The organism is Sphaerisporangium perillae (genome assembly GCF_023276435.1).
GTDB classification, from domain to species: Bacteria; Actinomycetota; Actinomycetes; order Streptosporangiales; family Streptosporangiaceae; genus Sphaerisporangium; species Sphaerisporangium perillae.
Window position 1 is genome coordinate 106,142 of record NZ_JALLPO010000004.1, and the last position, 20,092, is coordinate 126,233.

Sequence of the window (20,092 nt, forward strand, 5' to 3'; positions counted from 1 at the left end):
GGTGCGTGGCTGCGCGAGGCGGGCAGCCGTCTGCCGCTGCGGGGTGGTGATCCTCAGGCGTAGTGGCGGTAGATGGCCTGCGCGGCGCAGGCGGGTTTGTCAGAGCCCTCGATCTCCACGGTGAAGGCGAGCCGCATCTCGACACCGTTGCCGCGGACCTCCTCCACGGACTCCACCACGCAGTGCAGGCGGATCTTCGCGCCGACCTTCACCGGATGGGGGAAACGGACCTTGTCCAGGCCGTAGTTGAGGCTCATGGAGGTGCCCTCGATGGCCAGCAACTGGTTGAAGAGAGGGATGATCAGGGACAGGGTCAGGTATCCGTGGGCGATCGTTCCGCTGAACGGACCGGTGGCGGCGCGCTCGGGGTCGATGTGGATCCACTGGTGGTCGCCGGTGGCGTCGGCGAAGGTGTTCACCCGGTCCTGGGTGATCTCCACCCAGTCGGTACGGCCGAGGTCGGTCCCGGCGAGGGCCTTGATCTCGTCGAGTCCGGTGACGGTGCGGAATGCGGTCACGGCAGGTCTCCTTCAGATAGTGGTACCGAAGTTGTCGCGGATGCGGGGCTTGAGCAGCTTCCCGGCGCCGCTGCGCGGCAGGACGTCGGTGAAGACGAGCGACTTGGGGATCTTGTAGCGGGCCAGGCGCCCTTCCATGAAGGCGAGGATGTCCTCGGCGCTCGCCTGGGCGCCGGGTGCCAGGACCACGACGGCACGGGGGACCTCGCCCCACTTCTCGTCCCGGACACCGATGACGGCGCAGTCGCCGACGGCCGGGTGCTCGTACAGAACGTTCTCGATCTCGGCCGGGTAGATGTTCTCCCCACCAGAGATGATCATGTCTTTGGCGCGGTCGACGATGGTGACGTACCCGTCCTCGTCGGCGTGGGCGATGTCTCCGGAGCGGAACCAGCCGTCGTGGAAGGCAGTCGCCGTCTCCTCGGGGAGGTTCCAGTATCCGCTCATGACGTTCGGGCCCTCCACGAGCAGTTCGCCACGTGTGGCGTCCTCGCCTGCGCGGTCGACGATGCGGATGTCGCTGAAGAAGTGGGGAAGACCGGCGCTGCCAAGCTTGTCGAGGGCGTGCTCGGCGTCGAGCAGGCACACGCCGGGGGACGCCTCGGTCATGCCGTAGCCCTGGAGGAAACCCAGCCCGCGCTGCTGATAGGTGCGGATCAGCGCTTCGGACACCGGTGCGCCCCCGCACAGCAGGATCCGCAGCGACGACAGGTCGGCGTCGGCGAACCGGGGCTCCGCGGCGATCTGCCGGAACATGGCCGGCACCCCGAACATCACCGTGACCCGGAAGCGCTCGATCAGGTCGAGGGTGCGGGCAGGCGAGAACGACTCCTCGAGGACGAGTGTGCCGCCCTTGAGAACGGCGGGCAGGCAGGTCATGTTCAGCGCGGCCGTGTGGAACAACGGCGCGGACAGCAAGGTCACGTCACCGGCGGCGAACTCCCCGTCGACCAAGGTGTTCAGGCTGTTCCAGATGAGGTTGCCGTGGGTGAGCACGGCGCCCTTGGCATGCCCGGTCGTCCCGGACGTGTACATGATGACCGCGGTGTCGGCGTGCGTCACAGGGATGTCGAGAGGCACCGGTGTGCAGGCGGCGAGGTCCTTGTCCAGGCGGTCCCCCACGGCGACCAGACAGGGGGTAGGGCAGGAGAGGGCGAAGTGCTCGAAGGCCGAGGTGTGCACCAGCACGTTCGCCCCGGAGTCCTGGAGGCAGTGCCACAGTTCGGGTTCGGCGAGCCGGGTGTTGAGCGGCACGAAGATGGCCCCGAGTTGACCGGCCGCGAAGAAGGTCTCCAGGAAGGAGGGGTGGTTGGGGCCGAGGAAGGCGACGCGGTCGCCGGGACGCACGCCGAGGCGGCGCAGATGGTGGGCCAGGCGCGTGGTGCGGTCGTGCAGTTGGGCGTAGGTGATCTGGACACCGCCGTGGACGACGGCGGGGCGGTGAGGGCTTTTGCGGGCGCGTCGCGCGATCCAAGATCCGACGCCGTGGTTGCGCATACGGCTACCGTGCCTTTCGGGGGGAGCCTGGCCTCAGCTCCGGGCTGAGGGAGCGGTGGCCCGTGCGGGACACCTCCGCGTGCGTGTGCACGTCGATCGCGGTCAGCTGGGCCGGGTCCATGGGGCCGGGGCGGCCATGTCAGTCTCCCGTCGGCGGCTGGGGTGCGGGGATGCCGAAGGTCTCGGGTTGCGCTGCGACACCGTCGCTCCAGGCGGCGGCGATCTCGTCGGCACTCCAGCCGCCGTCGCGGAAGTCGGCCTTCTTCTCCTGCGGGTGATACCACAGCGCCAGCCGGTCCCCGCCGATGCCGATCGCCTGACCGGTGACGGCGGCCGAGGCGTCGGAGCCGAGGAAGACGACCAGGCCGGCAGCGTCTTCCACGGTGCCCAGTCCCTCCTGCTTGCGCATCCAGTCCGGCAGAGGGGCACCGGTGCGCTCGGCCTCCTCGATGGCGGGTGCGAACGCCGGGATCGTCCTGGTCATCTCGGTGGCCGCCACGGGGATGACGGCGTTCACCGTGATCCGCGCCCGTGCCAGCTCCATGGCCCAGGTACGGGCCATGGCCACGATGCCGGCCTTGGCCGCCGCGTAGTTGGTCTGCCCGAAGTTGCCGCGCTGCCCGGCCGGTGACCCGATCAGGATGATGCGGCCGCCCTCGCCCTGCTCCCGCATCCGCACTGCGGCTGCCCGGGCGCAGGTGAACGTGCCGCGCAAGTGGACACGGACCACGTCGTCGAAGTCGTCGTCGGTCATCTTCCACAGGACCTTGTCCCGCAGGATGCCGGCGTTGGTCACCAGCACGTCGAGCCGCCCGAAATGCTCCACCGCCGCCGAGATCAGCTCCTCGGCCGCGGCGGTGGCGCCGACCGCGGCGGTCACTCCGAACGCCTTGCCGCCGACCGACTCCACGCTCTGCACCGCCGCGTCGACGACCTGCCGTTCCACGTCGTTGACCACGACGGATGCCCCGGCCGCGGCGAGTGCGCGGGCGTAGGCAAGCCCGAGACCGCGGCCGCTGCCGGTGACGACGGCCACCTTCCCCGTCAGATCCATGGAACTCCACCCTTCATCGACAGGATTCCTGGTTATGGCTGACAGTCTCGCGACTAACAGGAATCCTGTCAATGGTGGTGGCGTGGGCCTATCTTCCGCAGGGCGCGCAGTCTCGGCGGGTGATGCCCATGGGACACAGCGCGGAGTGCTCGTGGCCGGGTGCGGCAGGCATGGACAGAGCCGGTCGGGCGCCGAAGGGAGCCGTCATGGCCGGGAGCCGTCATGGTGCGCGAGGTCGTACGGGCGCGGGTACGAGGCGGGCCGGTAGGCCACGTAGCGCGGCTTGCTCGTCGGATCCGCCTGCTGCGCACGGGAGTTGAGCGTGGCCGGCGAGGTGTCCCAGCTGCCGGTGTCCAAGCGGTGCTCCAGGGTGTCCAGGGCGCCGATGATCTCGCCCGAGGTGAAGGTGCAGTGCCCGGGGCCGTCGACGTAGGCCTGGCTCAGCAGGGCGCCCGAGCCGGCTGCGACAGCGGCCCGGCGGTGGGCGCTCTCCGCCTGGACGGGAACCAGCGGGTCGCCGGTGGTGTGGATGTCGAGCTGGGGGTCGGCGAGCCGGCCCTTGAAAACGCTGGTGTTCCGCATCCACCGTACGGCGGCGGGGTCGGCGGAGATACGGGGTGCGCGGTCGAGCGCCGCGAGGTCGGTGCGCAGCGACAGACCCGCCTTCTTGTACAACTCCGTCACCTCCTTGAACAGCGGGGAGCGGTGGAGCATTGCCGTGTAGTCGACGCCCGTGTTCCAGGACATGTTGCCCCCGGCGCGGCTCTCGGCCTCCTGCCGCCAGCCGAAGGCGGACAGCTGGAGGAGCCCTGTGACGGCGGTGTACTGGTTGGCCTGCTGGGCGTCCCAGTCGGTGGGGCCCGGCTCGGTCTGCGTGGTGCTGTTGTAGCCGGGGATGTTGTACAGTGCCGCGGCGAGGGCGACGCGGGCGCGGCCCCCGGCGGTCAGCTGGGCCGCGGTGGCCGCGGCGGTCAGGGTCGTGGCGGCGCTCTGCGCCTGCGCCCGGCCGGCGAATCCGGTGAGCGGGATGTTCGCGTCCGGCGCCAGCAGTGTCTTCAGCGCGAACGCCGAGTCCAGCGTGTTGTTCCAGTTCGCCACGCCACCCTGCACCAGACCGCACATGGAGAGCGAGCCGTCGAAGCGGTCCGCGTGCCGCTCGGCCAGCCTCGTCGTGACGAGTCCCCCGTACGAGGTGCCCCAGGCGATGGTCCGCTTCGCCTTGCCGAACTTGTCGGTGAACAGGTCCAGGGTGGCGAGCTGGTCGGGCACGGCTTCCGTGACCGCCCAGCCGTTCGTCGCGTACGAGGACCCGATGAGTCCGTAGCCCTGGTCGAGAAGTGAGTCCAGGGTGGCCGGACTGGGCGTGTTCCGGGCGGGGTTGGGCTGTCCGGCGGGGGCGTAGCCGTGGCTGTAGAGGAGCACGGTGCCGTTCCAGGCGGCAGGGACGTCCATCACGTATGCGGCGCCGGAGGGGAGGCGGCCCTCCAGGTGGGTGTCCGTGGCGGCCTGTGCGGGTAGGGAGGTGAGAGCACACAGGCAGAGGGTCAGCAGGGCGACTGGAGTTCTCATCGGGGTCCATTCCGGTGTCGGTGTGACGGAGCGGGGGGCGGGGTGCTGAAGGACGTTGGCGCGTGTCTCGCACAGCAGTGGTCGGCCGTCTCGTCGATCGTGGGCTGCCGGTGGCCGTGCGCGGCCGCCTTCCCCGTCAGATCCATGGAACTCCGCACTTCATTGACAGGATTCCTGATTATGGCTGACGGTCAGTCTGACGACCGGCAGGAATCCTGTCAATAGGGTAGGGTGGACCTATCTTCTGCAGGGCGCGCAGCCGCGGCCGCCCCTCGGGACAGCCGAATGGAGGGCGCCGTGTCGGAAGCCGCCATGCAGCCGGCCGGTCGAGGTGTGAAGGCGCCCCCGTCACTGCTGTACCTGGTCAAACGCGTCGAACTCGTCGTGCGGGCACGGCTCGACGAGCTACTCAAGCCGGCGGGTGTGACCGCTCTGCAGTACACCGCGCTGACCGTGCTGGAGCGGCATGACGGCCTCACCGCCGCACAGCTCGCCCGTGACTCCTTCGTCACCGCCCAGTCGATGGCCGACATGGTCCGCACGCTCGAGACCCGGGGCTACGTCGTCCGGCGCCCCAACGCGGCCAACCGGCGCGAGCTTCTCATCGCACTGACCGGCCTCGGACACGAACTCCTCGCCGAGTACGCGCAGCCCGTACGCGACCTGGAGCGGAGCATGACCGATGGTCTCATCGCCGACCAGATCGCCGAGCTGCGCGCCGCGCTCGACCACGCTTGGCGGCAGCTCTCCTGACGTGGTCCGGACCGCCCAGCCCACCTCGAAGACGTCGGCTGCCGGGCCAGGTTCCCGATCTGGGACAGGAAGTCTCCCGCCCCGTCCGCTCAGCGCGCCCGCTCCCAGACCGGCGGGACGCCCGGAGTCAGCACGGTGTAGTCGGGTGCCTCCCGCAGTGCCTGCTCCGCGCCGCCCGGCGTGTAGATCGCGATGATGCGCAGCTGCCGCCAGCCGGTGTTGAAGGTGGAGTGCACCGTTCCCCTCGGCACGAACACGAAGTCCCCGGCCTTCACCGGGAACTCCCCCGAGTCACCCACGGTTTGGACACCATCGCCATCGATGAAGTACAGGACCTCGTCGGAGTTCGGGTGCGTATGCGGCTCGTGGCCCTTGGCGGGGTTGATGATCACCTCACCCGCGGTAAGGGGCGCCCCCGAGAAGAGATCGGCGCTCACCCCCCACTTGATGCTTCCCCAGTCGAAGACCTCGGTCGACAGCTCCGACTGCACGGTTTGGGCCCTCGTCTCGGATTCGCTCACGATTCCTCTCCTTTCCAGTACGTATGCTTCTCGCCTGCACCCGCCCTCAGGGCCGGACGATGATGGACTTGAAGTCTTCGGTCTGCCGGCGGATGCCCGCTTCCGTGGGCAGGCGTTCGATCGAGCTCGCGCCGAAGAAGCCCACGACCCCGTCCGTGTGGGTGAGTACGTACTGTGCGTCCGCGGGTTCCGCGATGGGGCCGCCGTGGCACAGGACGAGAATGTCCGGGTTGACCGCGACCGCGGCATCCCGAATCGCCTGGATCCGCTCGACGCACTCATCGAGTGTGAGCGCGGTGCGTGCGCCGATGGTGCCCTTGGTGGTCAGGCCCATGTGCGGGACGAGGACATCGGCGCCGGCCTCGGCCATGGCGGTGGCCTGGTCGACGTCGAACACGTACGGTGCGGTCAGCAGTTCGCGTTCGTGTGCGGCCGCGATCATCTTGATCTCCAGGTCGAAGCCCATCCCGGTCTCCTCCAGGTTCTGGCGGAAGACGCCGTCGATCAGCCCTACCGTCGGGAAGTTCTGCACGCCGGTGAACCCGGCTTCCTTGACCTTGTCGAGGAAGCGGCCCATCACCCGGAACGGGTCCGTGCCGTTGACGCCCGCGAGTACGGGCGTGTCTTCGACCACGGGGAGCACCTCGTCCGCCATCTCCATGACGATGGCGTTCGCGTCGCCGTAGGCCAGCAGGCCCGCGAGGGATCCCCGGCCGGCCATCCGGTACCGCCCCGAGTTGTAGACGATGAGCAGGTCGATGCCGCCCGCCTCGGCCGACTTGGCGGAGATGCCCGTTCCGGCGCCGCCGCCGATGATCGGCCGGCCTGCCGCGACGGTCGTCCTGAGCCGTTCGAGTGCCGTGTTCCGGTCCATGATCGCGTTCCTTCCCGCCCACGCACGGGGTGGGCACCTGCTGCTCAGCCATACCAGCTGGTTGCTCCAGCTCACGGCCGCGCCGCTTCGACCGCCCGCCCCATCACCGAAACGAGGTGATCAGCCCGTGCAGGCGCCGTGCGGCGTCGCGCCCGAACCCGCGGTCGTTGATGTGCGAGTCCACCTCGACGATCTCAGCCGGCGACCCGGTGAGCGCACCCCGCAGCGCTGAGAAGAGCTCTCCGTCCGCCGCGGCGTCCCGGAACGGGCCGCCCTCCTTGTCGATGCCGCTCACACCGCGCAGCGGAAGAAGCACCGTGACCGGCCCGCGGGCACGGGACAACTTCGTACCGATGCGCCGGCCGAGTTCGGCGTTCTCCTCCGGCGTGGTCCGCATCAACGTGACGGTCGGATTGTGGATCACGAAGGTCCGGTCAGCGAAAGCGCCGGGCACTGTCTCACGCGGCCCGAAGTTGACCAAGTCGAGTGCGCCGAGCGAGACGACCTGGGGGATGCCCTGCTCACCGGCCGCCTCCAGCCGGTGCGGCCCCGCGCTCAGCACACCGCCCACGAGATCGTCGGCGAGTTCCGTGGTGGTCAGGTCGAGCACTCCCACGAGCCGGCCGTCGCGCACGAGCTTCTCCATCGCGCGCCCGCCGGCACCGGTGGCATGGAAGACGAGCGGTTCGTAACCGAGGCCGACCAGCTCCGCCCGTGCCTCGTCGACGGCCGGCGTGGTCAGGCCGAACATCGTCAGACCCACCAGTGGCCGCTGCTCGCCGGCCGGTGCGGTGCGCCGGGCCTCCTGCTCCGCGGCCATCGCGGCGATCGCCGCGGCGGCGTTGGCGAAGACCTGCTCGGAAACGGAGTTGATCCCGGCGACGTCGACCACCGAGTGCATGAGCGTCACGTCACTCTCGCCGACGTAGGGCGAGACATCACCCGAGGCCATCGTGGAGACCAGCAGTTTCGGCACCCCGACCGGCAGGGCGCGCATCGCGCGGGACGCGACCGACGAGCCACCGGAACCGCCGACGGCGAGCACGCCGTCGAGCCGGCCCTCCGCATGCAGCGCGAGGGTCACCGACGTGGCGCCGGAGGCCATCGCCTCCATGGCCGCGCCCCGATCGCGTGCCTCCCGTAGCGCCGTGAGATCGGCATGCCCGGCCTGGGCGACCTGCGAAGCGGTGACGTCCGCGGCTGATTCCGAGAACAGCCCGACGTCGATCGTGACGGTGCTCGCCCCGTGCGCGCGTACCCGGTCGGCGATCCACGCGTACTCCTCGCCCTTGGTGTCCATCGTGCCGATGAGAACGACCGTGGCCATCCTGTATGCCTCCTGCTCTCCTTCGAGCCCTGTGCTGGGCATTGTGACAGGGTGGGAGCGTCCCGAGTGGTCCACTTGAGACCAAGTGGACCAAGGCTGAGAGGTGTGCGATCGATGCGGACGAGCGGAGAGGCCGAGCGTGTGGCCCGGTTGCTCGGCGTGTGGCGCGACGAAACGCCCGTGAGCGTCCCGCTCCGGGACGCGCTCGCTGAGCTGATCGACGGCTCGTACCTGCCGGCCGGCTGGCGTATGCCCGGCCAGCGGGCGCTGGCGACCGCGCTCGGTGTGGCCAGGGGCACGGTTGCCCGGGCGTACACCGAGCTCACAGCGAGTGGCCGCTTGACCGCGATGCGCGGTTCGGGCACGTATGTCCGCAGAGCCGCAGGCCTGGTACGGCCCGATGAGGGACGGCTGAGCTCGTTCGGTGACGGCCGGGTGGTCGTCGATCTCTCCTCCGGGGCGCTTCCCGGCTCCGAGCTGGTCGCACGCGTCATGCCGGAGGTCAGCAGGCAGCTGCTCGAGCACCACCTCCATGAGACCGGGTACCACCCCGCAGGACTGCCGGAACTGCGTGCCGCGCTCGCCGCCCGCATCACGGAGCAGGGTCTGCCCACGCGTACGGACCAGGTGATGGTCACCGCAGGCTCCCAACAGGCCATCTGGTTGATCGCGACCGCCCTCGCCGGGCCCGGCACGTCGACCCTCGTCGAAGACCCCAGCTACCGAGGGGCTCTGGAAGCCTTGGCGGCCGCGGGCGGCCGCCTGCGGGGCATCCCTTTGACCCCGGCCGGCGTGGACCTGAGCCTTCTCGAGGCCGCCATCGGCGACGCGGATCTGCTCTACGTACAGACCGCGCTGCACAACCCGACCGGTGCCCACATGCCGGAGGCGCAGCGCAGAGTCCTCGCCGACATCGCGGCCAGGCGCGGCACTCTCGTGGTCGACGACCAGTCGCAGGCCGAGCTCGGCTGGTTCCGGTCGCAGCCGATGCCGGGGCTCGAACGAATGGCCGACCCTGAACGACTGCTGATCGTGGGCACGCTGTCGAAGCTGTTCTGGGGCGGGCTGCGAGTGGGATGGGTACGAGGGCCTCGGGAGATCATCGGACGGCTCGCGGCGCTGCGCGGCAGCATCGACCTCGGCGGCCCGATCGCCGACCAATTGGCGGCGCTGCAGCTGCTGCCCCAGGCGGATCGGCAGCGGGAACTGCGCCGCGAGTTCCTGGCACGGCAGTTCGCGGTCACCGCAGAGGTCCTCCGTACCGTTTTGCCCCGTTGGCATTGGAGCACCCCCGTGGGCGGGTCAGGCCTCTGGACCGACACCGGTCAGGACGCCGTGGCCCTCGCGCAGCGTGCTTTGGTACGCGGAATCCGGCTCACCGCCGGCCCGGCGTTCTCTCCGCACGGCGGGCACCGCACCTTCGTGCGGCTGCCCGTATGGCACCCGCAATTCCGATTCGCCGATGCGGCTCAGGTCATCGCTGACCTTCAGGGCACCCGGTCTCCATGAATGGTCGTAGCGCTCGAACGAGGCCGGCATGCAGGCGCCGGCGAACGCGGTCGACCTGTCGCTGCTGAAGTGGGGGCGGCCATCGCGTAACGGCTCCTGCTGGGCGGCGGTCACTTCGAGCCGCGAAGGCGGCGAAGGAACCGACGCTACGTCGTGTGAATCTTGTCGAGGTTGACTTCTATCCAGTTGCGCAGTGCTGCCAGTGGTGTGGCGACGCCTCGACCGATGTCGGTGAGGGCGTATTCGACGTGCAACGGTACTTCCGGGTAGATGGTGCGGTCGACGAAGCCGAAGTCCTCAAGCTTGCGCAGTGTCTGGGTGAGCACCTTGGGACTCACGCCCTGAAGCCTGCTTTGCAGTTCACCGAATCTGTGGGGTTGTTCTTCGAGCGCGCCGATGATCAGGGTCGACCACTTGTTGGCCAGGAGATAGAGCACGTCGCGGCCCGGACATTGGGCGGAGTAGATGTCGTGCTTCTCGTGTCGGTCTGTCGCGCAGGCCCTCACCATCGCCGCGGCCAGTCTCCCTCCGAGCTCATACTTCCGAATGGATAGTACTTGCCGAATGGATAGTACTGGCCCTTGCGGGTAACTAGCACCCTCGGGGTAGTTTCCGGGCCGGTAGGCGCGATCGACCGCGGCGGTCGCCCACGTCGGATCTGTCTGGAAGGGAATCCTTTTTCATGGAGCTCACGATGCGCGTCGCACGGCAGGAAGCCTACGGCCCTGGCCAGGAGTTGGAGATCGTCCAGGTCAATCGTCCCAGTGCGTTGCCGGGCGAGGTGCTGGTCCGGGTGTGTGCCGCGGGGGTGAACCCGGTGGACTGGAAGACCCGCGCGGGTGGGGGAATCGCCGGGCTGCTGGGGGACGGACCGCTGGTGCCCGGGTGGGACGTGTCGGGTGTGGTCGAGGAGGTCGGGCCGGGCGTGACCCGTTTCGAGGTGGGTGACGAGGTGTATGGCATGCCACGGTTCCCCGGCCGCGCGAACGCCTATGCCGAGTATGTTTCCGCGCCGCCGCGCCACCTTGCCCGCAAACCCGCCAGCATCGATCACGTGCGGGCGGCGGCGGTGCCGCTTGCGGGGTTGACGGCGTGGCAGGCGCTGGTGGACACCGCCAAGATCGCTGCCGGGCGGCGGGTCCTGATCCTTGCCGCGGGTGGCGGGGTCGGTCACCTCGCCGTGCAGATCGCCAAAGCCCGCGGAGCTCATGTCATCGGCACCGCGAGCGCCGGAAAGCATGATCTCCTGCGTGACCTGGGCGCGGACGAACTCGTCGACTACACCGTGACGGACGTCGGGGAGGTGGTGCGCGACATCGATGTCGTGCTCGATCTCCTCGGTGGCGACCACACCACCCGTGTCGTGCCGACGTTGCGTCCCGGCGGCCTGCTGATCACCACACCCGACCCCCCGGCACCGGCGGCCGAGCGAGCGGCGGCCGAGGCCGGCGTGCGCCTGACCTGGATTCTGGTAGAGCCCGATCACCACGCCCTCGACCAGCTCACCGAACTGATCGAACAAGGCAAGATCCGCGTGGAAATCGACAGCACGTGGCCGTTGGCGCAGGCGGCGCAGGCGCACAAGACCGGGAGCCTCGGTCACACCCGCGGCAAGATCGTGCTCGAAGTCGCGTAAGGGGCTCCCCCCGAAGCCACAGCTTCCCCGCCTGACCCTGTGACCCGCGCCGACCGGTCGCCGAATGCGACCGGTCGACGGCTGGTCGCGGGAGTGTTAGCTGGAGAACAGCATCCCCATGAAGCCGCGGTCGCGGTGACCGCGGTGACCGTGGTGCGGCGCGCCCCATGCCGGTCCGCCGTGCGGCGGGGGCGGGGAGGAGTAGTGCTGCTGGGACCACTGGCTCTCGACCCTGGCGAGGGTCTCGAGCTCTCCGTAGTCCAGGAAGATGCCACGGCAGTTCTCGCACTGCTCAATGTGGACGCCGTTGCGGTCGTAGGTCCGCATGTTACCGCTGCACTTCGGGCAACGCATCGGGTCGCTCTCCTTCAAGTGGCCTCAAAGGCGAGCCTACGGCCGGACGGCGGCGTGCGCGATCCTCCCGCAGGAGGAGACGAGGGCCTGCTCCACTTCGTCCAAAGGACGGCCCTCCGCGCCCGCCGCCGCCACCGCCGTGGCCGCCAACTGGACCGTCAACGCACGGGCCGGGGCGTCCAGTTCCCGCCACGGATCGGCGCGTGACACGGCGGATCCGCCGGCGTCGAGGTAGGCGGTGAGGAAGCGCCCCCACAGGTCCGGGTCGAGCAGCCCGGTCGCGAACCAGGCCGCGGGGCGGGCGAGGTCCCACGCCGGATCCCCGGCGCCGAGGTCGTCGACGTCGATGAGCACCCACTCGCCCTCATACCGGACGATCTGGCCGAGATGCCAGTCACCGTGGGCCGGTCTCCCCGCACCTGGCCCTGTGCCGCCCGCCCCGGACAGGACGGGAAGGGTCCGAAACGCCTCGCGGATGACCGCGGCCGGACCGGCGTACGCGCCGTCCAGGGCGTCCAGCCTGCTGACGGCACGCGGCACGCGGGCCGGTCCGCCGGACGGGGGGAGGGCCAGGCCGGCCGCGGGCACGGCGTGCAGCCGGGCGAGCAGCCCGGCCGCGGCCTCCCAGGGGGCCGCGGCGGGATCGGACGGCTCCACCGGCTCGCCCGCCGGCCACACCGTGACCGGCCGGCCCGCGACGTGTTCCACCCGGTCGGTGAGCGGCGGGAGCAGCACCCCGGGCAGCGCGAGGGCCGCGCGCAGGCGTGCGGTGAGGGCCGCCTCGTCGGTGCCCTCGGGATGTGCCTTGACGACCACGTCGCCGGCCCGCACGACGAGCACGCGGGTGTCCTTCAGGATCGCGACCGCCGGCGTCGCCGCCCCGCCCCGCGCGGTGGCGGCCCGCCCATCCGGCCCGGCCCGCCCATCCGGCTCCTCCGGGATCCCGCCGCTCCGTCTCGCTCCGCCCGCCGACGCCGCGTGTTCGCGGGCGAGGCGGGACAGCCGCTCGGCCAGGGGTGTGGTCACGCTTTCTCGCCAGGAAGGGTCACCGGTCCAATCTAAGGGCGGGGTCATAGGGTGAGGACCATGAGGATCGGCTTTGGAGTTCCCGTCTCGGGCTCGTGGGCGACGCCCGCCAACATGCTTCGTCTCGCGCGCCGCGCCGAGGAGCTCGGCTACGACTCGCTGTGGACCTTCCAGCGATTGCTCTACCCGGTCGGCCATCCCATGGGGCCGCAATACCGCAGCGTCCAGGACCCGATCGTGACCCTGGCGTACCTGGCGGGGGTGACGAGCCGCGTCCGGCTCGGGGTCGCGGTGCTGAACATGCCGTTCTTCTCTCCGGCGCTGCTGGCCAAGCAGCTCGCCACGTTGCAGGACGTGTCGGGCGGGCGGCTGGACGTGGGGCTCGGCCTCGGCTGGCTGCCCGAGGAGTTCGTGGCCTCAGGGGTGCCCATGGAGGGCAGGGGACGCCGCGCGGTCGAGTACCTGCAGGTGCTGCGCCGGCTGTGGCACGACGACATCGTTTCGCACAAGGGGGAGTTCTACGAGATCCCGCCGTCGCACCAGGACCCGAAGCCGCACCCCGTGCCGCCCGTGCTGCTCGGCGGGACGGCCGAGGTGGCGCTCCGGCGGGCCGGCGAGCTGGGGGACGGCTGGATCAGCTCCAGCAGGGCGGACCTCGCCACGATCGACCACCAGATCTACATTGTAAAGGAGGCCGCCCGCGCCGCCGGGCGTGACCCCGGCGCCCTGCGGTTCGTGTGCCGGGGCGTCACCAAGGTGCGGGAGGGCGGCCTGCCCGATCGTGCGCCCTTGAGCGGGTCGCTGGACGAGATCCGGGCGGACGTCGAGGCCCTGGCCGCCACCGGGGTCACCGAGCTGTTCCACGACCTCAATTTCGACCCCGAGGTCGGCCCCCCGGACGCCGACCCCGCCGCGTCGATGCGCCGCGCGGAGGAGACCCTGGAGGCCCTGGCTCCCGGAGCCTAGGGCGATCGCGCCGGAGTGTGAGAGCAGCCGAGGAAGATGGGCCTCGAAATTACACCAAGCGTTTGGTTGGATAGCGGCATGATCTCCATGAAGGAAACAGCCGATCGGCTGGAGATGGCCGACGTGCTGGCCCGGTACGCGTATGCCGTGGACAGCGGCGAGTGGGACCGGCTCGACACCGTGTTCACCGAGGACGCGATTATCGACTACACGTCGGCCGGCGGCATCAAGGGCACGAGGCGGGAGGCCCAGGCGTGGCTGGCGGACGTCCTGCGGCGCTGGCCGGGACGCCTGCACCTCATCGGCGCGATGTCCATCCGGTTCGAGGGCGAGAACGGGGACGAGGCCCTCGTGGTGGCCTCCTTCGCCGACACGCTCGCGCCTTCCAGGGAGGCCGTCGCCGCCGACACCCCCGGCCTGATCCAGGGCGGCGGCTGGTACCACCACCGCATGGTCCGTACCCCAGCCGGGTGGCGGAGCAGGGAACTGGTCGAGGAGCAGACCTGGCGCACCATGAGATGACCGCGCCGCGGTGACGGCGGGTGAAATGTCGGCCATGCACCTGTCATCCTGGGTTCGTAAGCCAAGGACGTCGAACGCGGGGGAACGGTGAACGAGCGCAAGCCGATCGAATGCTGGCTGTCGGACATGGACGGCGTCCTCGTCCACGAGGGGAGCCCCGTGCCGGGGGCCGATGAGTTCATCCGCAGGCTGCGAGACTCCGGCAAGCGGTTCCTGGTGCTGACCAACAACTCCATCTACACCCCGCGCGACCTGTCCGTACGGCTGCGCGGCGTCGGCCTTGAGGTGCCGCCGGAGTCGATCTGGACTTCGGCGCTGGCCACCGCCAGGTTCCTGGACGACCAGCGGCCCGGCGGGTCGGCGTACGTCATCGGCGAGTCGGGCCTGACCACGGCCCTGCACGACGCGGGGTACATCCTGACCGACACCGCTCCCGACTACGTGGTGCTCGGCGAGACCCGCACCTACAGCTTCACGGCGATAACCAAGGCCATCCGCCTCATCGACGCCGGCAGTCGCTTCATCGCCACCAACCCCGACGCCGTGGGCCCGTCCAACGAGGGCTCGCTGCCCGCCTGCGGAGCGGTCGCCGCGATGATCACCAAGGCCACGGGCGTGGAGCCCTACTTCGTGGGCAAGCCGAACCCGATGATGATGCGTAGTGCCCTGAACGCCATCGACGGGCACAGCGAGAGCACCGTCATGATCGGCGACCGGATGGACACCGACATCGTGTCCGGCATGGAGGCGGGGCTGCACACGATCCTCGTGCTCACCGGGGTGACCTCCAAGGACCAGGTCGACCGCTACCCGTTCCGTCCCTCGCGCATCGTCGACTCCGTGGCGGATCTCATCGACCTCGTGAAATGACTGCCATACCCTGTCAGGCTTTCTGGGCAGGATGGTGACATGACGGACGTTTATCTGGAGCTGGGTCCCAAGAAGGTCTTCGCCTGCGCCTACGACTGGCCGGGCTGGTGCCGCGTCGGCAAGGGGGAGGAGGGCGCCTTGGCGGCGCTCGCCGAGTACATCCCCCGCTACCGGGTGATCGCCGAGCGGGCCGGGCTTCCATTCGAACCCGACGCGTTCACCGTCGTCGAGCGGACGCCGGGGAACTCGACCACCGACTTCGGCGCTCCCGGGGCCGTTCCCGAGATCGACGCCCACCCGGTCGACGTGGCGACCGCCGAGCGCGGCACCGCGCTGGTCCGGGCGGCCTGGGAGGTGTTCGACGAGGTCGCCGCCGCCTCTCCTGAGGAACTGCGCAAGGGGCCGCGCGGCGGCGGCCGGGACCGCGACAAGATGGTGTCGCACGTGGTGGAGGCCGAGCGGTCCTACGCGCGCCAGATCGGCGTGCGGCACCGGCCGTTCGCGCCGGATGACCACGTGGCCCGGGCGGCGATGCGCGACGAGATCGCCGGCGTGCTGGGCAAGCCCTCCGACGGTTCACCCCTGCGCCCGGGCGGCTGGCCGGCCCGGTACGCCGCCCGGCGCATCGCCTGGCACGTGATCGACCACATCTGGGAGATGGAGGACCGCCGGACCTGACGGCCGCCGAGGGTCAGCTCTCGTCGGTGCGGCGCAGGCGCTTGATGTCGGAGCGGTGCTTCTTGGCCGTGAGACGTCGCTGGACCGCGCGGCGGGACGGCTTGGTGGACCGGCGCTTGGCGGGCGGGGGAGCGACGGCGTCCTCGAGCAGGCGCGACAGGCGGACCCGCGCGGCCTCGCGGTTGCGCAGCTGCGAGCGGTACTCCGAGGCGGTGATCGTGATGACGCCGTCGACCATCCGGGAGCCGAGCCGCTCCAGCGCGCGGGCCTTGAGCGGCGGCGGGAGGGCCTCGGTGGCCTGGAGGTCGAAGCTCAGCTCCACGCGGCTGTCGGTGGTGTTGACGCCCTGGCCGCCCGGCCCGGAGGAACGCGAGAAACGCCAGCTCAGCTCGGCCTCCGGGATGGCGAGCGAGTTGCGTACGAGAAGTGGACCGGGCATTCCCCCAGCGTAGCCGCTAGGGCCCGCCAGGGATCAACCCATTTGTTGCACTTCCCGGCGGGTCAGTGTCCGGTGACCTGGGTGAAGCCGCTTGCTAAGATCGCCGGGCTGGAGCACAGTGTCCCTGTACTCCCAGCGCCTGCCGGGCCGAGTACGCACACGACGTGGGAGGCCGTGCGGTGGCGAGCATCGTGGGGGTTCACGGCATCGGCAAGTACCGCTACTTCGCGGCCGCGGGTTCCGCGCGGGGCGCGGCCGAGGTCATGCGGGACAAGTGGAACCGCTACCTGCACGCCGGCCTCGGAGGCGGCGTCCCGTACGCCGGGCAGTCCTACGTCAGCGAGGTGGCCTACTACGCCCACCTGCTCCGCGAGGAGACGCCGCCCGCGACCAGGCGTGACCTGCGCAAGATGGACCCGCCCTCCCAGCTCGTGCTGGCCGGCTGGATGGAGCAGCTGGGCGGGGCCGGGTCCGGCGCGGGGGAGACGCTCACCGGGCTGATCCACCGGTTCGCCGAGTGGCTGCTGCTGAAGCTCGGGCCGAGGGCCAAGGACTTCGCCGAGGATTTCTGCCCCGAGGTCGCGGCCTACTTCGCCGGCGCGGACGCGGCGGCGAGGGTGCGTTCGCGTGACGCCGTGGCCGACGCGATCCGCCGCAACAAGCCCAAGGTGCTCATCGCCCACTCGCTGGGGAGCGTCGTGGCCTACGAGGCGCTGTGGGCCCATCCCGACCTCTCGGTCGAACTGTTCGTCACGCTCGGCAGCCCGCTGGCGATGCGCAACGTCGTCTTCGAGCGGCTCCAGCCGCTTCCGGCGGCCGGGCGCGGCCGGTGTCCCAGCGGGGTGCGCCGCTGGGTGAACATCGCCGACAAGGACGACATCGCCGCCATCCCCGGGGCCTTGAAGAGCCGTTTCGACGGCGTCACCACCGACGAGAAGGTCAACATCAACTGGGCGGACTTCCACACCGCGCGCAACTACCTGGCCTGCGGAGCGGTCAACGAGCACGTGCGGCCGTTCCTCGCCTCCTGACTTCGGTACTATCGCGATCATGAAATGGGTCCTTTTCGACTACGGAGAAGTGCTGAGTCATGCGCAGCCCGCGGCCGACCGCGAGCGGATGGTGGCGGCCGCGGGCATCGACGCCGCCGAGTTCTGGCGGGGCTACTGGGAGCACAGGCTGGAGTTCGACCGGGGCACCATGACGCCGGGCGTGTACTGGTCTGAGGTGCTGGACCGCAGGGCGAGCGACGACGAGGTGGAGCGGCTGATCTCGCTCGACGTCGAGAGCTGGACTCACCCCAACGAGGACGCCGTGGCGGTCCTGTCGGAGTTCAGGCAGGCCGGGTGCCCGGTGGCGCTGCTGTCCAACGCCCCGGTCTGCGTCGCGGCGGGCGTCGAGAGGCTGCCCTGGATCCAGAACATGAACGCCCGGTTCTACAGCGGTCACATGGGCCTGGTGAAGCCGGACGCGGAGATCTACCTCAGGGTCGCGGCCGCCCTCGGGGCCCGGCCGGAGGACTTCGTGTTCGTCGACGACCGCCTGGTGAACGTCAACGGCGCGGAGTCGGCGGGCATGAGCGCCGTCCACTTCCGTGACGCCGAGACCCTGCGCGCCGACCTCAGCCTGGCCCTCGCCGCACCGGACCAGACCCTCTGACCGCCCTCGCGCTCCTGACATGTAGGACACTTCACGCTCTGACCTGCGATGACGTATTGAGCATCCCTTATGCGGGCATACGTATAACAACGGAATAACGGAGGCGTGAATGGCTGTCACCGGTATTATCAGTGCGATCATCGTGGGTCTGGTGATCGGTGTGCTCGCGCGGCTTCTCATCCCCGGGCGGCAGAACATCCCGATCTGGCTCACCATCGTGATCGGCATCGTCGCGGCTCTGATCGGCACGGCCATCGCCGGGGCTCTGGGAGTCGCCACCACCAGAGGCATCGACTGGATAGAGCTCATCCTGCAGATCATCCTGGCGATCATCGGAGTCCTGCTGGCCAGCACCCTGTACGGCAAACGCAGGGTCACCTGACCGGCCCCCGCCGGCCGCGAGCCCGCCGGGCCTCATCCGCCCGGCGGGCTCGCCCGCGACCCAGCCTCCCGCGGAGCCCGGCCTCCCCCCGGCGCTCCGCCCGGAACGTCCCCCCGCCCGCACGCTTCGCTTCGAACGTCCCCCACCCGCAGGCTTCGCCTGGAATGCCGGAACCGGTCGCCTCCGCGTCGGCGGGCGTTCAACCATCCGGGTAGCCCGCCTGCCTGTGCGGCAGGTGTTCACGCGGCCGACATCACGCACTCGCTCGCAGGTCAGCCGGGCAGCCTGCACTAATAGACGTGGACCAGAACCCGTCACGCAGAGCGTTCCTGATCGCCGCCGCCGTCGCGGGAGCCGGCGGCCTGATGTCACCCGCCTCCGCCGGCGCGTCCACCACGACCCGGGGGAGCGTCCAGGCGGCCCCGGCGGGCGCCGGCCGCATCGCACCGGACCCGTTCACGCTGGGCATCGCCTCCGGTGACCCGGCCGCCGACGGGTTCGTGCTGTGGACCCGGCTCGCGCCCGACCCCCTCGCCCCCGACGGGCACGGCGGCATGCCGGCCCGGGACGCCGAGGTGGGGTGGCAGGTGGCCACCGACGAGCGTTTCCGCCAGGTGGTGCGCACCGGCACCGCGACCGCCCGTCCCGGATCCGCGCACGCGGTGCACGTGGAGCTCCAGGGCCTCGAGCCGGGACGGGAGTACTTCTACCGCTTCCGCGCGGGCGGCCACCTCTCCCCGGCCGGACGCACCCGCACCGCGCCCGCCCCGGGCACCACGCCGGCGTCCTTCACCTTCGCGGCCGTGTCCTGCGCCCAGTACGAGCACGGCTACTACACGGCCTACCGCCGGATGGCGGAGCAGCACCCCGACCTGGTCGTCCACCTCGGCGACTACATCTACGAGTACTCCGGCGGCGTCTACACGGCGGCCCAGGGCAACGTGCGCGAGCACGTGGGCGGCAAGCTGCAGACGCTCGCCGATTACCGGACGCGGCACGCGCAGTACAAGACCGACCCCGACCTCCAGCGCGCCCACCTCAACAGCCCCTGGCTGGTGATCTTCGACGATCACGAGGTCGAGAACAACTGGGCCGGCGACAACCCGGGCACGCTCGTCCCCGGCTTCGCCGCACGCAAGGCGGCGGGCTTCCAGGCGTACTACGAGCACATGCCGCTGCGCAGGTCCGCCGTCGCCCGGGGCCACGGCATCAGGATCAACCGGAGGGTCTCGTGGGGATCCCTCGCGACGTTCCACCTGCTCGACAGCCGGCAGTTCCGCGACGAGCAGCCGTGCGACGACGGCATGCGCTCCGGATGCGACGAGCGTCTCGGCCAGGAGCGCGTCATGCTCGGAGCCGACCAGATGAAGTGGCTGGCCGAAGGGCTGTCGTCGGCGCCCGGCGCCTGGAACCTCATCGCCCAGCAGGTCATCGTCGGCCAGCGCGACTACCACCTCGGCCCCGGCAGGGAGCTGAACGTGGACGCCTGGGACGGCTACCCGGCCGAGCGCGACAGGCTGCTGGCCACCCTCGCCTCCTCGCCGGCGGGCGACTCCATCGTGCTCACCGGCGACGCCCACGTGGCCTCCGCCTCCGACCTGCCGGCCGACTTCGACGACCCGGACTCCGCGCGGGTCGGCGTCGAGCTGGTGGCCACCTCCATCTCCAGCGACGGGGACGGCTACCACGACCCGGCCAGGGACGCCGCGCTGGTCGCCGAGAACCCTCACCTGAAGTTCGTCAACGAGCGCCGCGGCTACATCATGTGCGACGCCACCCCGGACGAGCTGAAGGCCGACTTCCGCACCCTCGACTACATCAGCCGCAAAGGCGCCCCCGCCAGAACCGCCGCCACCTTCACCATCCCCGCCGGCGAACGCACCCTCACCTGACCCCGAGTGGGAGCCGGCCGGCATTCCCGGCTGGGCGGCGACAGGC

Annotated in this window: 22 protein-coding genes; 11 read left to right on the forward strand and 11 right to left on the reverse strand. The window is 70.3% G+C overall.

Annotation, left to right across the window (positions count from 1 at the left end; all coding sequences use genetic code 11):
* Positions 1-53 precede the first annotated feature (53 nt).
* The 4 genes from MYF83_RS05365 to MYF83_RS05380 all read right to left on the reverse strand — a co-directional run bounded on the left by MYF83_RS05365 (position 54) and on the right by MYF83_RS05380 (position 4,638).
* On the reverse strand, positions 54-518 hold the full coding sequence (locus MYF83_RS05365) for a MaoC family dehydratase (protein WP_248959041.1): 465 nt from the start codon (positions 516-518) through the stop codon (positions 54-56).
* A gap of 12 nt (positions 519-530) precedes the next feature.
* Positions 531-2,015, reverse strand: a complete 1,485-nt coding sequence (locus MYF83_RS05370) for an acyl-CoA synthetase (RefSeq protein ID WP_248959042.1) — start codon at positions 2,013-2,015, stop codon at positions 531-533.
* 139 nt (positions 2,016-2,154) lie between these two features.
* Complete coding sequence (locus tag MYF83_RS05375; RefSeq protein ID WP_248959043.1) at positions 2,155-3,069, reverse strand: SDR family oxidoreductase; 915 nt, start codon at positions 3,067-3,069, stop codon at positions 2,155-2,157.
* 204 nt (positions 3,070-3,273) lie between these two features.
* Positions 3,274-4,638: an alpha/beta hydrolase family protein gene (locus MYF83_RS05380; RefSeq protein ID WP_248959044.1), complete on the reverse strand. Its 1,365-nt coding sequence runs from the start codon at positions 4,636-4,638 to the stop codon at positions 3,274-3,276.
* 297 nt (positions 4,639-4,935) lie between these two features.
* Here MYF83_RS05380 and MYF83_RS05385 point away from each other — a divergent pair, with 297 nt between their 5' ends.
* Positions 4,936-5,391 (forward strand): MarR family winged helix-turn-helix transcriptional regulator, encoded by a 456-nt coding sequence (locus tag MYF83_RS05385; protein WP_248959045.1) that lies wholly within the window; start codon positions 4,936-4,938, stop codon positions 5,389-5,391.
* A gap of 89 nt (positions 5,392-5,480) precedes the next feature.
* Here MYF83_RS05385 and MYF83_RS05390 read toward each other — a convergent pair whose 3' ends face one another.
* The 3 genes from MYF83_RS05390 to MYF83_RS05400 form a co-directional block, all read right to left on the reverse strand.
* Complete coding sequence (locus tag MYF83_RS05390; RefSeq protein ID WP_248959046.1) at positions 5,481-5,912, reverse strand: cupin domain-containing protein; 432 nt, start codon at positions 5,910-5,912, stop codon at positions 5,481-5,483.
* A gap of 46 nt (positions 5,913-5,958) precedes the next feature.
* Positions 5,959-6,786, reverse strand: a complete 828-nt coding sequence (locus MYF83_RS05395) for a phosphoenolpyruvate hydrolase family protein (RefSeq protein WP_248959047.1) — start codon at positions 6,784-6,786, stop codon at positions 5,959-5,961.
* 103 nt (positions 6,787-6,889) lie between these two features.
* Entirely contained in the window at positions 6,890-8,113 is a 1,224-nt protein-coding gene (locus MYF83_RS05400; protein WP_248959048.1) for a Tm-1-like ATP-binding domain-containing protein, read from the reverse strand.
* Positions 8,114-8,227: 114 nt separating this feature from the next.
* Here MYF83_RS05400 and MYF83_RS05405 point away from each other — a divergent pair, with 114 nt between their 5' ends.
* A complete protein-coding gene (locus MYF83_RS05405) occupies positions 8,228-9,622 on the forward strand; it encodes an aminotransferase-like domain-containing protein (RefSeq protein WP_248959049.1) in 1,395 nt (464 codons plus the stop codon).
* Positions 9,623-9,768: 146 nt separating this feature from the next.
* Here the strand turns inward: MYF83_RS05405 and MYF83_RS05410 are convergent, their stop codons facing one another.
* Positions 9,769-10,059, reverse strand: coding sequence for a winged helix-turn-helix transcriptional regulator (locus MYF83_RS05410; protein ID WP_248959050.1), 291 nt, complete (start codon positions 10,057-10,059; stop codon positions 9,769-9,771).
* 245 nt (positions 10,060-10,304) lie between these two features.
* On the opposite strand from MYF83_RS05410, the gene MYF83_RS05415 reads away from it, so the two are divergent.
* Positions 10,305-11,258: an NADP-dependent oxidoreductase gene (locus MYF83_RS05415; RefSeq protein WP_248959051.1), complete on the forward strand. Its 954-nt coding sequence runs from the start codon at positions 10,305-10,307 to the stop codon at positions 11,256-11,258.
* Between the two features lie 96 nt (positions 11,259-11,354).
* On the opposite strand, the gene MYF83_RS05420 is transcribed toward MYF83_RS05415, so the two are convergent.
* Both MYF83_RS05420 and MYF83_RS05425 read right to left on the reverse strand, forming a co-directional pair.
* Positions 11,355-11,612 (reverse strand): TFIIB-type zinc ribbon-containing protein, encoded by a 258-nt coding sequence (locus tag MYF83_RS05420; protein WP_279339126.1) that lies wholly within the window; start codon positions 11,610-11,612, stop codon positions 11,355-11,357.
* A gap of 36 nt (positions 11,613-11,648) precedes the next feature.
* The gene (locus tag MYF83_RS05425; RefSeq protein ID WP_248959053.1) at positions 11,649-12,638 is read right to left on the reverse strand and encodes a phosphotransferase family protein; all 990 of its coding nucleotides are present in this window, start codon (positions 12,636-12,638) and stop codon (positions 11,649-11,651) included.
* Positions 12,639-12,698: 60 nt separating this feature from the next.
* Between MYF83_RS05425 and MYF83_RS05430 the strand changes: the two genes are divergently transcribed.
* The 4 genes from MYF83_RS05430 (at position 12,699) to MYF83_RS05445 (ending at position 15,674) form a co-directional block, all read left to right on the forward strand.
* Positions 12,699-13,604, forward strand: a complete 906-nt coding sequence (locus MYF83_RS05430) for a TIGR03619 family F420-dependent LLM class oxidoreductase (protein ID WP_248959054.1) — start codon at positions 12,699-12,701, stop codon at positions 13,602-13,604.
* Positions 13,605-13,682: 78 nt separating this feature from the next.
* Positions 13,683-14,126 carry a nuclear transport factor 2 family protein gene (locus MYF83_RS05435; RefSeq protein WP_248959055.1) on the forward strand — a complete coding sequence of 148 codons (444 nt, stop codon included), beginning with the start codon at positions 13,683-13,685 and terminating at the stop codon, positions 14,124-14,126.
* Between the two features lie 87 nt (positions 14,127-14,213).
* Entirely contained in the window at positions 14,214-14,996 is a 783-nt protein-coding gene (locus tag MYF83_RS05440; protein ID WP_248959056.1) for an HAD-IIA family hydrolase, read from the forward strand.
* A 39-nt stretch (positions 14,997-15,035) separates the two neighbouring features.
* A complete protein-coding gene (locus tag MYF83_RS05445) occupies positions 15,036-15,674 on the forward strand; it encodes a DinB family protein (protein ID WP_248959057.1) in 639 nt (212 codons plus the stop codon).
* Positions 15,675-15,687: 13 nt separating this feature from the next.
* Here the strand turns inward: MYF83_RS05445 and arfB are convergent, their stop codons facing one another.
* Positions 15,688-16,113, reverse strand: coding sequence for an alternative ribosome rescue aminoacyl-tRNA hydrolase ArfB (arfB, locus tag MYF83_RS05450; RefSeq protein ID WP_248959058.1), 426 nt, complete (start codon positions 16,111-16,113; stop codon positions 15,688-15,690).
* A gap of 179 nt (positions 16,114-16,292) precedes the next feature.
* Between arfB and MYF83_RS05455 the strand changes: the two genes are divergently transcribed.
* The 4 genes from MYF83_RS05455 to MYF83_RS05470 all read left to right on the forward strand — a co-directional run bounded on the left by MYF83_RS05455 (position 16,293) and on the right by MYF83_RS05470 (position 20,046).
* Positions 16,293-17,144, forward strand: coding sequence for an alpha/beta hydrolase family protein (locus tag MYF83_RS05455; RefSeq protein ID WP_248959059.1), 852 nt, complete (start codon positions 16,293-16,295; stop codon positions 17,142-17,144).
* Between the two features lie 19 nt (positions 17,145-17,163).
* Positions 17,164-17,772 carry an HAD family hydrolase gene (locus MYF83_RS05460; RefSeq protein ID WP_248959060.1) on the forward strand — a complete coding sequence of 203 codons (609 nt, stop codon included), beginning with the start codon at positions 17,164-17,166 and terminating at the stop codon, positions 17,770-17,772.
* A gap of 109 nt (positions 17,773-17,881) precedes the next feature.
* On the forward strand, positions 17,882-18,154 hold the full coding sequence (locus tag MYF83_RS05465; protein ID WP_248959061.1) for a GlsB/YeaQ/YmgE family stress response membrane protein: 273 nt from the start codon (positions 17,882-17,884) through the stop codon (positions 18,152-18,154).
* Positions 18,155-18,453: 299 nt separating this feature from the next.
* Positions 18,454-20,046, forward strand: coding sequence for an alkaline phosphatase D family protein (locus MYF83_RS05470; RefSeq protein WP_248959062.1), 1,593 nt, complete (start codon positions 18,454-18,456; stop codon positions 20,044-20,046).
* The last annotated feature ends 46 nt before the right edge of the window (positions 20,047-20,092 follow it).